The organism is Desulfopila aestuarii DSM 18488 (genome assembly GCF_900143695.1).
GTDB lineage: Bacteria > Desulfobacterota > Desulfobulbia > Desulfobulbales > Desulfocapsaceae > Desulfopila > Desulfopila aestuarii.
Genome location: NZ_FRFE01000040.1, coordinates 23,279 through 36,422, shown reverse-complemented (window position 1 = coordinate 36,422; position 13,144 = coordinate 23,279). Strand labels below are relative to the sequence as shown.

Genomic DNA, 13,144 nt, shown 5'->3' with positions numbered 1-13,144 from the left:
ACTCAACCAAAGGAGCCGCCTCACCGTCTACCTTGACCAAGGCGTAGTCGGCCCAGACAATAATGCAGCTGAAAATGCCATCAGGCCGTTTGTGATAGGCCGCAAAAACTGGCTCTTTGCCGGTAATCCTGCCGGAGCGGCAGCTAGTGCCAGCCTCTACAGTCTCGTCGAATCAGCGAAAGCAAATGGCCTGGAACCGTACAGATATCTTCGTTTTATCTTCGAAAAACTTCCTTTCGCAGAATCGCAGAGCGATTACGAAGAGCTGCTACCGAACAGGCTCAAAGCCGCCGACCTCCTTTTGCCGCAATCAATAAGTGGGGTTTAATTAGCGGATACAAAGGTTTGGACAAAGTTCACATTCTGCCAGGTCCACGGTGACTGAGTGTTTTCTTTTGGTGTCCGCCCTGGTCGGTGCCGGTAGAGCGCTGCAGTGGTGAATCAGATGATCCCAACTGGGCTATACGGGGTCATCGCATTTCGGACTTTTATATACTGAAAAGCTCTCTCGGAAAGCCACTATTATCTTTGAATCCCATTGCTGTGAATGGACAACTATCAACAGGTGGTTTGCTATCAACTAGATCAGCGACCCTAAGTAACCAGGTCGAACCAGGACCAATTTTTTTTATCAAATACCAAATTACTGCAATACGCCCATATAGCTTTTTACGTGCATGCTCATCCAGATTAAGCTTTTGGAAATATGGATCGTTTTGAACACCCTTCAAACTGATTGGGTTTGAAAAATCACGGTTCCAAATGCGGCTATGATGAGCACATTTGTTTCGTAGCAAACCAATCTCGACCAGCCAGTTCGTTAACATAGTTGCATTGTCTAAATCTAATCGCTTAGCCACAAGATTCTGGCAGCGCCCATTCATATTTTCAAAATATTTAGACATCAATCCATAGTCCCAACACTCAACAACAGCCCAGAAAGGTATAGGCTTGTTATTTGCTTTATGGGAAATAATAGAATCTTCTTTGCTTATATCGACTAGGTGATTTAAACGATGAAGCCAATCGAACCAATAATTGACAACGTTACCTTTTTTTCTTTTAGTTTTAATAATTTTAGGATTAATGAAATCCTCTTTTTCGTATGCTAACGGATCTATTTTGCCTATTTCATGGGCAATGATACTTCTCATAAAAATTTCAATTCGCTCAACGGCGTCAAGCATAAGCTGACGTAATTTTTTGTCAAACAAATACAGGTCGATAATATCACTGATATTTACATTTTCCTGAAAATTATCATGCCTTAGTGGCAACTTGGTTTTTTCATCTTTCAAATAATTACCGTCGTTATCTGTCTTAGGCTTTCTACAAGGATACCAAAAGCCGCTTAAACGGTAATAGCCTATCTGGGAGAGCTTACGAATAGCACGTGCATCGTCGTCAATGGCCATGCCACGACTTCTAAGCTTTTCTATTAGCTCAGAATATTCACAATGTGGTTTGATGATGGGAGTTGTCATCTGGAGGGGTAGAAACAAGAAGGCCCGACCGTAATATAGATCATGTCTATACCAGGGGATCGGGCACTGTTAAAGAGAATATGCGGTATATTGACGAAGTAGTCAATGATTATTTTCAAAAAATGATAGAACATCAACATCCTCGTGAGCCTAACTGAGAAAGATGAGTGTCTTGGTGTTATTGGTCATGATGTCTCACGCAAACGGTGAACCATTTGAAAACACGACATATTATATCATCAGCCTACCAATTGGCAAGCTGGCTGTCAAACAAAAGCTTTAATAGTTTAAAACGGCTGCAGCTGCTCCGGACGAAAATTTGTGATAGCAAAACATAACATCGAGGCCTCGCCCTGGTCACGTTTTTGATAGCACCAAATGAGATTGAGCGGGCAGCGCCGTCCGGATCGGTGGCGTCAGCCTCTGGAGGGTGATGGCAAACGGCTCCAGGGGTGAATCAGCCTGGACTATACCGTTACACGCTTTTTCAACGTGTTCAAGAATGATCTTGATTGAAAAATTTTCTCCAGATGCTGTGGTACAAATTGCTCCTTTTCAAGTCTGATTACCTTACACGGCAGATGCGTAAGCCCACCAATCTTTCACGCGAATCGCGTGTAACCTGCCTGGACTTGCCGCACTTGTCCAGACAGGTTTTTTTGGTCGGGCCTGGATACTATCGCTTCAGCTCAAAAGCGAAAGCAACCTTCAACCACTTCGAAACAAGCCGGAACCGAATCGAAAAGAAGTGGGGCAGGAGGGATAACACCCGCCATAGCAGATACAACAGAATCATAGGCATTCCTTCTCACGCATCGCGAGAGCAGAGGTGAACAATTAACCTTGACGGTGCGCCTGATTCTGTTTTAAAAGAAGGTTCTCACGCCGTTCATTGCCACAGAGTAATGGACACCACCAAAGCCCGTATACCAGCCCGTCTGGTAACGGGCTTTTGTACTTCATCCCGAGCTTAATACGTCAAAGCCAAAAAGCAACAGTGTTTTTGACACCCCTAAGTTTGGTATTTGCTGGTGTCGTTGGATACGTATTACGCTAATCGCTCACAGAGATTAAATCAAGTCGATTTCCAGTGTATCTATCCGAATATAAATGATATTACATGATGGCGGTGATCGATACTATGGTCATATCGATCACCCAGTATATTGCAAGTTCGCCTTATAAGAAGCGTGTTGATGGCAGGGGCGGTTGATACTACCTTACTATCGGTCGCGTCGATCTATTGAAAAAAAAAAGTATTTTTTTCCGGACTGGTTAAACCTATGGCTTTATGTTCACAAGGTATACTTTTTTAGAATATAAAACAAAAATCTGGCCCAGCGGGAAATTTAGAACAAAGGCTTACGCTTTCGAGAATTTTGACAAGGCCATAGATGTACCTTGCTGATGAATCACTTGCCGCAGTTTTGATGCAACCAGACGCCCCCTCCTGCTGTAGAATAATTTTAGCCGCTAAAATCGCAAAGGTGCTGCATACTTGATAGAAATCTTGGACCTGTCGCGATCCTCGCCGGGCTAGAGGTTTCAGTGGCAACAGCTGGTTGGTTTGCCTTTTATGTTTGGTTGGCCTAATGACCGGATAGCTGCGATACGTGCCAACTTTAAAAAACTGACGCGTTCAGCTTCAAATATTGGTAATTATGTAGATCTACTGCCCCCGAAAGCTAGGCATCCATTTTGATCTTCATTCCCTTTTCGATCACTTTTAGAAAGAGATGGGCGGCATCCTTGCCTTGCTTTTTCCCTTGCAGCATTAAGTCCAGGTTGAGAGTCCTTTCCCTGATCAACCTCGTATAATCACCAGCCATGTCGCATTTCAATAGAGCACTGGCACTCGGCGTCTCTGTCATGTGCTGAGTCTCTTTTAAAAAAATGGGATATGCATTGAGTTCACCCAATAGATGTACAATCTGTATTTCCAGATCGATAGGAGATATCTGGACTCCTATCGATACTCTGTCCTTTTTTGGGTTTTTGGTTTCTCCAGTCACATCGTTGACTGCTTAAGGTAAGATTCTATTAAGGGTTTGATTTTGCACAACAGTAATCCTAAAGGATTTGCGGGTGAAGGGTGTGGTAACGCCAAATATTCAACATCTCTGCCGTTTATGGCTAATTTGTAAACATGCCTTTTTGTACTGTTGATTTGTTCAATTAGTAAGGGATAAAAGTAATCTATTAATTTTTCATTTTTTCCATTCTTAATAATATGTTTACTAATAGCATTAAAAGGCTGGCTGCCAAAGGAGATAACTAGCTTAAGGTTTACAAAGTTAGACAGTTCTGATTCGAGATAGTTCTCAGGACACTTATTTTGTGGCGACCTTTTTTCATTTGGACATCTAGTATGATGGGTCCAATAATATTTTCCACTTCTGCTTGTTATAGAATTCAAAAAATCATTCCCTAAGATGTCGCGTAAACCTTTAACAGTTGAGCTTTTAGCAACAACCAAAAGGAAGTTGTCATTTGTTACAGGCTGGTCATTCAATATTTTAGGTTGTTCAGTGATAACTAATACATTGACATCGTTTGGAGATTCGTGTTCTAACTGAATGGGCTTAAGGGAGTTACTTATGCAGCGATGCAGAACACATGTTGTGCAATCACATGCTCGAACTTTGTCTACGAACGATTTAAAATTTTCAGTTGAACACATGCGTGATTTCTCCAGTTTCAAAACAAAAATGAATTAATATATGGTTTATTAGTATGGTAAAAGTTCACACATTATGTGATAGCATTAAAATGCTATATAGCCCACTATTAGAGTGTTGACATCAACAATTAACGCTATTATTTAAATGGATAATTATCGTCTATTGATGGGATATATACAGCTGCAAAATCCGATATTTTTTCCATTAGTGATCTGTGTTCTGTATTAAGTTTCATATCCATCACTATCCAAGCTACTGCATCATAAAGATTATGGGCAATAAAAGATGAAAACTTCTGTGTGAAAGGATGAATCCATCCCGCTTTGTTTTCTTCAGAATTGTTAATTACTGTAATAACAGGTTTTTTAAGATAATTCGCGATAATCATCTCGCTTGCTGTGCCTGTACTGTGTGAACCAAATGAGTCGATGCTATTGAGCACGACATATTTTAATCGATTATCCTTCAGTATTGCCATATCTCTTGCAACGATATCATCCGCACTTTTCTCGTTAATACTTCTCTTGAATGGGTTTATGCTGATAAGAGGAGGGATCGTTGAAGATATGTTTGCAACACCCAATTGTTTGTCGAAGTCTTCCCTCCATGATGATTGATCTTTATGGTTGCCACCAAGATAAATATAAACTGCCTGTAGTGTTGAAGTCATATACTTGATCATTTGTAGAATTTATCGGAGTAATTTCCTGTACTCATTGCAAATAATTTTGTTAGATTTCTTAAGAGGCTTTCTAAGGTTAATCAGATACTTTAGAAGAGGTTCAAAGGCGTCTATGTGCTTTCGGACTCTAGTGGCGAATTGTCTCAAAGTTATATGAGTGCCTGTAATAAATGAGGTATGAGGATATTCCCATCCAGTAAGCGCGATATTCCATGAAAGCGGTTTGTTTTTCTCTACCGCCTTACAAAACAAAGACTCTTTGTCATTCAGCCATTTTTTTAACATTAAAGAAAAATGTTGATGGAAATTTCCAATTTCATCAAAGTTTATCTCTGAAAGGTTTATTGAATTATTCTCAAATACATACCAATGAACGTTGCGAATCTTTTTGCTGTTTGGAATATCCTGGTCAACATTTGATCGATTAACACTCTCAAGAAATTCGCAAAAATTTGATTCATTCAATAGATACTCATAATAAGCAACTTTATATGGGTAGGATAGGCCGCCAAACTCTACATATACCCAGATACCTGCTGGGGTTAAGGCAATGCTCAATGTGGGCAGATGTAGTTTACTCCTAATCCTAATTTTCTCTGGTAAGGTTGATGATTTTAAAGGAATTGATAACCATACATAGGCACTTGTTGAATCCACGTTTGAAATCTGCACATCATTTAAATCCAGGTATTCAGACTTTATGGATTCGGATAACTCCTGTTTCAAGACTGGGAAAACAGTTTTCCTTGTTTGAATCAAATCCTCAAAAATGTCGTGTGTGATAACATAGTCTGGTGTGAACAGTGGTTTTTCATTTTTACTTTGTATTCCAAGTTCTGCTAGAATTTTTCGCTCCACTTCATAGTTGCAAGAGATATTGCCGCCATATTTACTGTGGAGTGCGTTCTGAACGAATGGAAGAGCAAACAACCTGCTGACCAAATCACCGCAGTCTGCCTTAAATGCACTAGAAGCAAAATCTGTATGATTGTGAATCAGATTGTTACGCAATGAAGATATTTTACCACTATGCTGATCATAATCATTTCCATCAAATATAGCTTTTAGAGTGTCTTGGGTTTCTTTGTTGTCACCGGTTTTTGATAAGCACTTACAAACAACAAACTGTATGTTTTCACTTGCATGTAGTTCTCTCAACTTCGATTTCTTTAGTGCTATATAATCGTTGTCAGTTGCAGAGAGTTCCCTTTTTTCATGATCAGCTAATGCAAGTAAATCATGAACTTTGCAGCCTACAAGTGATGCTCGCAGGTAATCTTCTTTGTCAAAAAGAACCTTTGCATAAATGGTAAGTCTGGAAACAGCATCTATTTTTTCTTTGTAATTCAACATTAATTTATGGCTCGACTAGTTAGTAAAAAAACGATGGAATTAATCGCTGATATATTAAACCTTGATTCAAGATTACACGCCAGGTCCGATCATTTTAATTCAACTCAATAAAAGCAAAATAAATTTAAATTATTTTTGTATTTATAATTAGTAACGCTTAACAAATCACCACGCCTATGTTGGTGCGAAGAACAAAATTTCCGTGCGAGTAAAGGAATGTATCATCAAATACTACAAATCTAAGAGGGACATCCATGACCAGTATTGTCAAGTCAACATATTTCCCCTCTACCATAACCTAAATGATACTGAGCAGATAGAAATTTTTACCAGGTCATCATTGTTAGACGGTTCAGCCAGGCTGTATGGTACAAAGGCACTACTGGAAAGAAGCAAATATGATTTGGCAGGATTGACATTGAATCCCCCCCAAGAGTACAAAAAAAGGCTGTACATGGTGGGAGATCCATGCACAGCCTTTAAGGGAGATATGCCTGCTGTTGTGTTACGGTAAAAACCAGGTCTTAAAAAAATCTTACATCTTGGAATCCGAGGTGAAAGGAAACAAGCCTCCACGCCCCCCGGTAGCAGATCTCACCGTCACCGGGCAGCATCGAGAAGAGCATGCTCGCAAAATCGTCGTCCGCAATCGGCTGAGCCTGACCCCCAAAAAGAGCAATCCTGCAAGGGGTCGTCTGAATACGTTTAGCGTGCAAGTATTTCTGTTTTCTGAGGCGGCCCCTCTTTATTCACCGTTAACCTTGTCCCGCAAGATCCCAGATGGGCTAAACGTTATCACCCGCCTTGGCGCAAGCATAAGTTCACTTCCCGTCTGAGGATTACGGCCCTTCCTTTCTCGTTTGTCCCTGACATGAAATTTGCCAAAACCACTCAGCAGAAGATCCTCCCCACTGATTAACGTCTCCTTTGCTAAGCGCAGTATGGCTTCTACTGCTTCCACCGACTGTGTTTTGGTCATCCCATCATAGCGCATATAAATTTCTCTGACGAGATCTGCCTTGGTCACGGTCATATACTAACCTCCTATTATTTATTGGAATACATACACATCGTCGCGCTTAACGATATACTTGCCAAAAGAAACAAGTCAAAGAATATCAGAAGATTGCCTGATTTTAGTCATCTTGATTACCTCGTTTTGCGCCATTCAGCGGCAGCAGCTATGCCTTTTTTTGTTTTCTGAAGCGCATCTTCTGGCCCATTGTTCCCTCGCCCCCATGGTGGTGATGACTTGTCGCCGAATTATATGTATGATAAAGGACGTTATCATACATAATAATTGGTCCACGGGAGGAAGTGGTATGGCAGATAAAGGAATGATCACCGGACAGCACATGACGGCAGTATTGCCTCCGCTCTTTGCCCCCGATGCGCAGACGGCGGAACGGGTCGTCGAGTTCTTCACCGCCCAGATCAGGAATCCCAACACCCGAAAAGCGTACCTGCGGGCTACCGGGGCCTTCGCCAGCTGGTGTGATGCGCAAGGGCTTGCTGCACTCAGCCAGGTCCGGCCCATCCATGTCGCCACCTACATCGAGGGACTGCGGTCGAGTATCGCCACACCCTCCGTCAAGCTGCAGCTGGCGGCGATCCGGATGCTCTTTGACTGGCTGGTGGTTGGCCAGATCGTCCCGACCAACCCGGCCCATTCCGTCAGAGGGCCGAAACATGTCGTAAAAAAAGGGAAGACGTCGGTCCTTTCAGCCGAGGAAGCCCGCGATCTGATTGATGCAATTGAAATAGACGCACCTCTGGGCCTGCGTGACCGAGCGCTTATTGGCATCATGGTCTACACCTTTGGGCGTGTAGGGGCCGTCATTAACATGCGGGTCGAAGATGTCTATGTACAGGGGCGCCGCACCTGGGTACGGCTGCATGAAAAAGGCGGCAAGCGTCACGAGATGCCCTGTCACCATAACCTTGAGGAGTACATCGAAGCATATATGCAAGGAGCCGGAATCGCTGCGGACGCGAAAGGCTTTCTCTTTCGTACGTCCCGTGGCCGCACCGGTCAGCTTTCCGAGAGGCCCATGACCCAACCGGATGTGTATCGCATGATCGGTCGGCGCGCTGTAAATGCCGGGGTGCGCACCAAGGTCTGTTGCCACAGCTTTCGGGCCACAGGGATTACCGAATATTTACGGAATGGTGGCAAGCTCGAGGTGGCCCAACAAATGGCCAATCACGAATCAGCCCGTACGACAGGCCTCTATGACCGCCGGAACGATCAGATTTCTCTCGATGAAGTCGAACGGATCTTGATTTGAGTCGGTCTCATGATAAAGACGTTCATGGATTATCTACAGTCAGAGACTGCATTTTTCCTGTTAGGAATTTGAAAAACAGAACCTCCTTGATTCAGTAGCAGCCTTAACTTCAAGATTCGGCGGAATCTTCAGTCATTCGGAATGGCTATATTAATCGCGTTATTGGATGGAGCATCTTGTCCCAGCACAAGCCACTTGGAACAGGGGTAATAACGATGTCAGTACAGCAATTATCGGCCACTATTTAACCGATATTTTAGGCATCTTTAGCATGCCCACAGTATGTCATATTGAAGCAAGCAATGCTGCACCCAGAATGGCCCCAGTATTGAACTTCTTATGGAAGCATCATTCCCGCCAGAGAATAAAATTGATTTCTACAGGCACTGAGGCATCCGCATTATATGGTATCACTCTCGGAGTGTAGTCTTGTGCAGATCGCCCTTTTGATACAACTGCATGATATTGATAGCCGATAACAGACCCTGATAGCCTCTCACCACGATCCATGGTTATGCGGACGGGATTCGAATCGGGTGACAGCGGGTCAGCATACAATTCAACCCTAACTGCTGACGGATGCACCTCACCCAGATAGACTTCAACGAGAAACAGGTTTCGCACGGAAGACTCCTCGACAGTGCATTGCCCAAAACGCAGCTGCCGCCAGTGACTAAGAAGAGTAAGATGCCACTCATCCAGGGCGGTTGCAAGACTACCATTGTCTGCGGCCCTCCGTTGATACGCCGCTGCTGCCGGCACATAGTAATCGCTGGTGTACTCTCGCACCATCCGATTGCAGGAAAATAGTGGCGTCAGTCGTGCCATGCTATGCCGCATTCTGGTCACCCATGCCGTGGGAATGCCGCGTTCGTCGCGGGTGTAGAATGCCGGTACCACTTCCTCCTCCAGCAGCATATACAATTCTTCAGCCTCTTTGGCATCCCAGGCGGGATCTTGATCGTGCTCCTTTCCATCACCAAGTGACCAACCTACTCCAGGTTCATAGGCCTCGGCCCACCAGCCATCAAGTTCGGACAAGTTGAGCCCTCCGTTAACCAGCACCTTCATTCCACTGGTACCGCAGGCTTCCCAGGGCCGGCGAGGTGTATTCAACCACAGATCAACACCCTGCACCAGTTCAGCAGCAAGGCCCATATCATAATCCTCAAGGAAAACTCCATGCTTACGCACTTCCGGTCGGCGCAAATACTCACTCCATTCGCGGACCAGCCGTTTTCCTTCTTCATCCTGAGGATGTGCCTTACCGGCAATAATAAGCTGAACAGGATGCTTTGGGTGCGTGAGTAGGCGGGTCAATCGTTCCGGGTCGGTAAGTAGCAACCCTGGTCTCTTGTAACTGGCAAAGCGGCGAGCGAAGCCGATTGTCAGCACATGCGGATCAAGCGTCTCACGGCATTGCCGAAGATCTTTTTCAGACAGCCGGCAAGCTTCCTGCTGGCGAATTAGACGACGGCGCACCGCTGTAATGAGCGGTTGGCGTGCCTCATTGCGCATAGTCCACAATTTTTCATCGTCAACGTTTTTCAACGCATACTCGACGGTTTCCAGGGTGCTGGACCAGCTTCCCTTGCCGCACCGTTCAGTCCAGAGCGTATCGGCAGCCGCAGAATCCCACGATGGCACGTGCACACCGTTTGTGACATGTCCTATGGGGATTTCCTGTTGGGGCCAACGGGGAAAGAGGGGACGAAAAATTTGACGGCTCACCTCTCCGTGCAAGCGACTGACGCCGTTTGTCCTACCGCAGCCCCGGAGTGCGAGATATGCCATGTTAAAGGAATCATGGTTCTCGGCCTCCCGTGAACATCCCAACGAGAGTAGAGCTTCCATGGATATGCCGAGCGTCTTCGTATATTCGGAAAAATATTGCGTCATAAGCCCTGGTGGGAAACGATCAAAACCTGCTGCTACGGGCGTATGGGTTGTAAATATATTGCCAGCCCTGGTTGCCTGAAAAGAAATACTGAATGAACGATCATGCTGATCCATAAACCGGCGGGCTCGCTCCAGCACGACGAAAGCGGCATGCCCTTCGTTGAGATGACATACCGAAGGTGATATCTTCAGTGCGTCCAGCAACCGCCAGCCGCCGATACCCAAAACAATTTCCTGTCGCAGGCGCATTTCGGTTCCGCCACCATACAATTCACCGGTGATGCCACGGTCGCCCGGCGCATTGAGCAGATCGTTACTGTCGAGCAAATACAGAGGAACTCTTCCAACCTGCGCCAGCCAACCACGTAAATGCAGTGTCCGGCCGGGCAGTTCGACACTGACCCGTAGCCATTCGCCATCCGGGTCCTGGAGAGGGAGCACCGGCAGCATGGTGGGATTGTTGAACGGAAAAAATGCCAGCTGTTCCCCATTGGTGTCAAGCGCCTGACGAAAATACCCCTGCTGATAGAGCAGTCCAATACCCACCACGGGAATACCCAGATCACTTGCAGTCTTGAGGAAATCCCCAGCGAGCACACCCAAACCGCCCGAATAGATGGGCAGTGCATCACTTAAACCGAATTCCATGCTGAAGTAGACCACAGATCCCAGGCGATCACTTCCATACCTCTCATCATACCATGTGGGCTGTCTCATATACGCCTGTCGATACGCCAGCTGGTTCCGAAGTTCCTCCATAAAGGCTGGATCGGCAGCCAACGTTTCCAACCGCATTCTCGAAACACTTTCCAGAATCAGCCATGGATCTTCCGTACCTTTCCAGATCTCCGGATCAATTGCCCGCCATAAAACATCGGCACAATGATTCCAGTTCCATCGCAGATCCAGCGCCAAGTCCGTCAGCCCTTTAAGCGAAGCTGGTAGAGACCGGGGCAGGTATCGTTCGGGGTTCATGGACCGCCTCCTTCAGTCAGCAATACTCCAGTTATCATCTCATAGTCTTTCAAAAAACTAGTTTTCAGTTTCTGGATCCGCATCCGTTTACGGTTAGCTGGATTACTTGTAGTTCGTCCTGAGTGACATTCAAGGCAGCTCTTGCTCTCTCAGCACTTGACTACCTATATGGATTTATAACCAATACCGGGCATGGAGCCTTTCTGAGAACTTATTCGGAGATACTGCCGAGAACAATTTCACCCTGTGTCTGTTGGCCATGGGTCCCGACAATGATCATATCGGCCTTCTGGCTCTCTGCATGGGTGAGAATTTCACTGAAAATATCACCAGCTACCACAATTATGTGATATTTTCGGCATTCACGGGCAGCATTAATGATGCCCTTCAAAAGTGGAGATGACATCTTGAAGGGAATCCTGCAATGCTTTCCAGGTATCCTCAACCCCTTCCATAACTTGCACCGACACACTGTCCTGAGTCCGATTCAATTCGAGCAACCGCTGCTTTGCTTTTTCAATTCTCTGTTCCAGCAAATCAATACGTCCGACATTTTCGGATCGAACACTACCTGCTACGCTTTTGATGTTAGCTTTGAACTCAACAAGTTTGACTTGTGCCAGTTCAACATCGTTTTAAGCTTTTCCTGTAAATTTTTTTTTATCACTCATTGTATTCTCCTCAAATAAAGAAAGGTGAGACGATCGTAAGCTTTCGGCAGCACCCCATCTTCGCACGATCAGGCTGTCGTGCAGAGGACTCATCTGAATACTCATGGCAGAACCTGTCTTCCACATGAGATGCAGCAGAAGTGTACCTATAATCTTATTCTGCCAATTCCCATGCCAAGTGCCCGATACCAGCTCTCTCTACACCCCATCACTCTGCATTTTTAGTATAATTCACTTATGCCGCCTCCTCTGAATGTGTGTCGTCACCCACAGGCTAAAGGTCATATTTAACCACCCAGGCAAATATGACCTTTAGACCCTCACTGTCGATGCAGCCATTCCCATTTTATTGGAGCATCTTGTATGCGACGCAATGCTTAGTGCTCACTGTTGTGCTTCACTTCAAACTCTCGCAAAGGGAATAAAATATGCGAAAAGCTGACAATGTCATGGCTGTCCTGTAATGCTTCAGTTGGAAATGGAGAATCCTTTGTTTTGAGTTGGTTGGCCATCCTGATAGCTGGACAAGAGAGTTTATACGATCTTACGTTATCGGCTTGTAAACGTTCAGCAGTGAACCGGCTGGGAAAAGCAAGTGCTTTTCCCAGGTCCTATTGATAGTTAGAATTCATTTCTTGTTACTCTACTTTAATCTCAATGGCTTTTTGCTTTACCTCCTCAGTCTTCAGAATCTGCAGGTTCAGCATGCCATCCTTGAACGAAGCCTTGATGTTCTTTTCATCGACATTGTCGGGCAAGGTAAAACTCCGGGTGAAGATTCCGAAAGATCGTTCGATTCGATGGATTTTTTTTCCTTTCTCCTCTATCTCCTGTTTTCTCTCCCCCCGAATCGTCAAGATACCATTGTCTACTGTAACCTTGACATCTTCTCTATTTACCTCGGGAATTTCTGCTTTGATTACGAATGCCTTATCGGTCTCAATGATGTCTACACGGGGAGCCCAATCCCCTGCAGCAATAACCTCCTGGCTTCCCGCTCGAGGTTGCCCTACAGCTCTCGTGTAGCGTTCGACCATATCCTCAATTTCTCGCCATGGATCCCATCGTACTATTGCCATAATGAACCTCCATATTTGCGGGCTTTTGTTTT

General features: G+C 45.0%; 12 protein-coding genes. 2 read left to right on the top strand and 10 right to left on the bottom strand.

What is annotated here, in order from left to right; all coding sequences use genetic code 11:
- A partial coding sequence (locus tag BUF15_RS23415; protein ID WP_143170852.1) for an IS66 family transposase occupies window positions 1-328 on the top strand: 328 nt, incomplete at its 5' end.
- A gap of 160 nt (window positions 329-488) precedes the next feature.
- On the opposite strand, the gene BUF15_RS23410 is transcribed toward BUF15_RS23415, so the two are convergent.
- The 6 genes from BUF15_RS23410 to BUF15_RS23380 form a co-directional block, all read right to left on the bottom strand.
- Complete coding sequence (locus tag BUF15_RS23410) at window positions 489-1,415, bottom strand: Abi family protein (protein WP_200802466.1); 927 nt, start codon at window positions 1,413-1,415, stop codon at window positions 489-491.
- A gap of 1,754 nt (window positions 1,416-3,169) precedes the next feature.
- Entirely contained in the window at window positions 3,170-3,355 is a 186-nt protein-coding gene (locus BUF15_RS26930) for a hypothetical protein (protein ID WP_143170851.1), read from the bottom strand.
- Window positions 3,356-3,492: 137 nt separating this feature from the next.
- The gene (locus BUF15_RS23400) at window positions 3,493-4,164 is read right to left on the bottom strand and encodes a uracil-DNA glycosylase family protein (RefSeq protein ID WP_073616360.1); all 672 of its coding nucleotides are present in this window, start codon (window positions 4,162-4,164) and stop codon (window positions 3,493-3,495) included.
- Window positions 4,165-4,301: 137 nt separating this feature from the next.
- Window positions 4,302-4,835, bottom strand: a complete 534-nt coding sequence (locus BUF15_RS23395; protein ID WP_143170850.1) for a hypothetical protein — start codon at window positions 4,833-4,835, stop codon at window positions 4,302-4,304.
- Between the two features lie 21 nt (window positions 4,836-4,856).
- Window positions 4,857-6,200 carry a hypothetical protein gene (locus tag BUF15_RS23390; RefSeq protein WP_073616356.1) on the bottom strand — a complete coding sequence of 448 codons (1,344 nt, stop codon included), beginning with the start codon at window positions 6,198-6,200 and terminating at the stop codon, window positions 4,857-4,859.
- Window positions 6,201-6,945: 745 nt separating this feature from the next.
- Entirely contained in the window at window positions 6,946-7,233 is a 288-nt protein-coding gene (locus BUF15_RS23380) for an integration host factor subunit alpha (protein ID WP_073616352.1), read from the bottom strand.
- 289 nt (window positions 7,234-7,522) lie between these two features.
- Here BUF15_RS23380 and BUF15_RS23375 point away from each other — a divergent pair, with 289 nt between their 5' ends.
- Complete coding sequence (locus tag BUF15_RS23375) at window positions 7,523-8,488, top strand: tyrosine-type recombinase/integrase (RefSeq protein ID WP_084554474.1); 966 nt, start codon at window positions 7,523-7,525, stop codon at window positions 8,486-8,488.
- Between the two features lie 348 nt (window positions 8,489-8,836).
- Here the strand turns inward: BUF15_RS23375 and glgP are convergent, their stop codons facing one another.
- The 4 genes from glgP to BUF15_RS23355 form a co-directional block, all read right to left on the bottom strand.
- Window positions 8,837-11,362 (bottom strand): alpha-glucan family phosphorylase, encoded by a 2,526-nt coding sequence (glgP, locus tag BUF15_RS23370; RefSeq protein ID WP_073616350.1) that lies wholly within the window; start codon window positions 11,360-11,362, stop codon window positions 8,837-8,839.
- A 211-nt stretch (window positions 11,363-11,573) separates the two neighbouring features.
- Entirely contained in the window at window positions 11,574-11,768 is a 195-nt protein-coding gene (locus BUF15_RS23365) for a universal stress protein (RefSeq protein WP_084554472.1), read from the bottom strand.
- Entirely contained in the window at window positions 11,737-11,949 is a 213-nt protein-coding gene (locus tag BUF15_RS28645; RefSeq protein WP_456151408.1) for a hypothetical protein, read from the bottom strand. Before BUF15_RS28645 ends, BUF15_RS23365 begins: the two co-directional genes overlap by 32 nt.
- Window positions 11,950-12,671: 722 nt before the next feature.
- Window positions 12,672-13,112, bottom strand: coding sequence for an Hsp20/alpha crystallin family protein (locus BUF15_RS23355; protein ID WP_073616346.1), 441 nt, complete (start codon window positions 13,110-13,112; stop codon window positions 12,672-12,674).
- Window positions 13,113-13,144: the final 32 nt, after the last annotated feature.

Excerpts from the sequence above, each read along its gene's own strand:
- BUF15_RS23355 (WP_073616346.1), bottom strand. The coding sequence starts at position 13,112 with ATGGCAATAGTACGATGGGATCCATGGCGAGAAATTGAGGATATGGTC.
- BUF15_RS23400 (WP_073616360.1), bottom strand. The coding sequence starts at position 4,164 with ATGTGTTCAACTGAAAATTTTAAATCGTTCGTAGACAAAGTTCGAGCA.
- BUF15_RS23390 (WP_073616356.1), bottom strand. The coding sequence starts at position 6,200 with ATGTTGAATTACAAAGAAAAAATAGATGCTGTTTCCAGACTTACCATT.
- BUF15_RS23365 (WP_084554472.1), bottom strand. The coding sequence starts at position 11,768 with ATGTCATCTCCACTTTTGAAGGGCATCATTAATGCTGCCCGTGAATGC.
- BUF15_RS23380 (WP_073616352.1), bottom strand. The coding sequence starts at position 7,233 with ATGACCGTGACCAAGGCAGATCTCGTCAGAGAAATTTATATGCGCTAT.
- BUF15_RS23410 (WP_200802466.1), bottom strand. The coding sequence starts at position 1,415 with ATGGCCATTGACGACGATGCACGTGCTATTCGTAAGCTCTCCCAGATA.
- BUF15_RS23395 (WP_143170850.1), bottom strand. The coding sequence starts at position 4,835 with ATGACTTCAACACTACAGGCAGTTTATATTTATCTTGGTGGCAACCAT.
- BUF15_RS26930 (WP_143170851.1), bottom strand. The coding sequence starts at position 3,355 with ATGACAGAGACGCCGAGTGCCAGTGCTCTATTGAAATGCGACATGGCT.
- glgP (WP_073616350.1), bottom strand. The coding sequence starts at position 11,362 with ATGAACCCCGAACGATACCTGCCCCGGTCTCTACCAGCTTCGCTTAAA.
- BUF15_RS23375 (WP_084554474.1), top strand. The coding sequence starts at position 7,523 with ATGGCAGATAAAGGAATGATCACCGGACAGCACATGACGGCAGTATTG.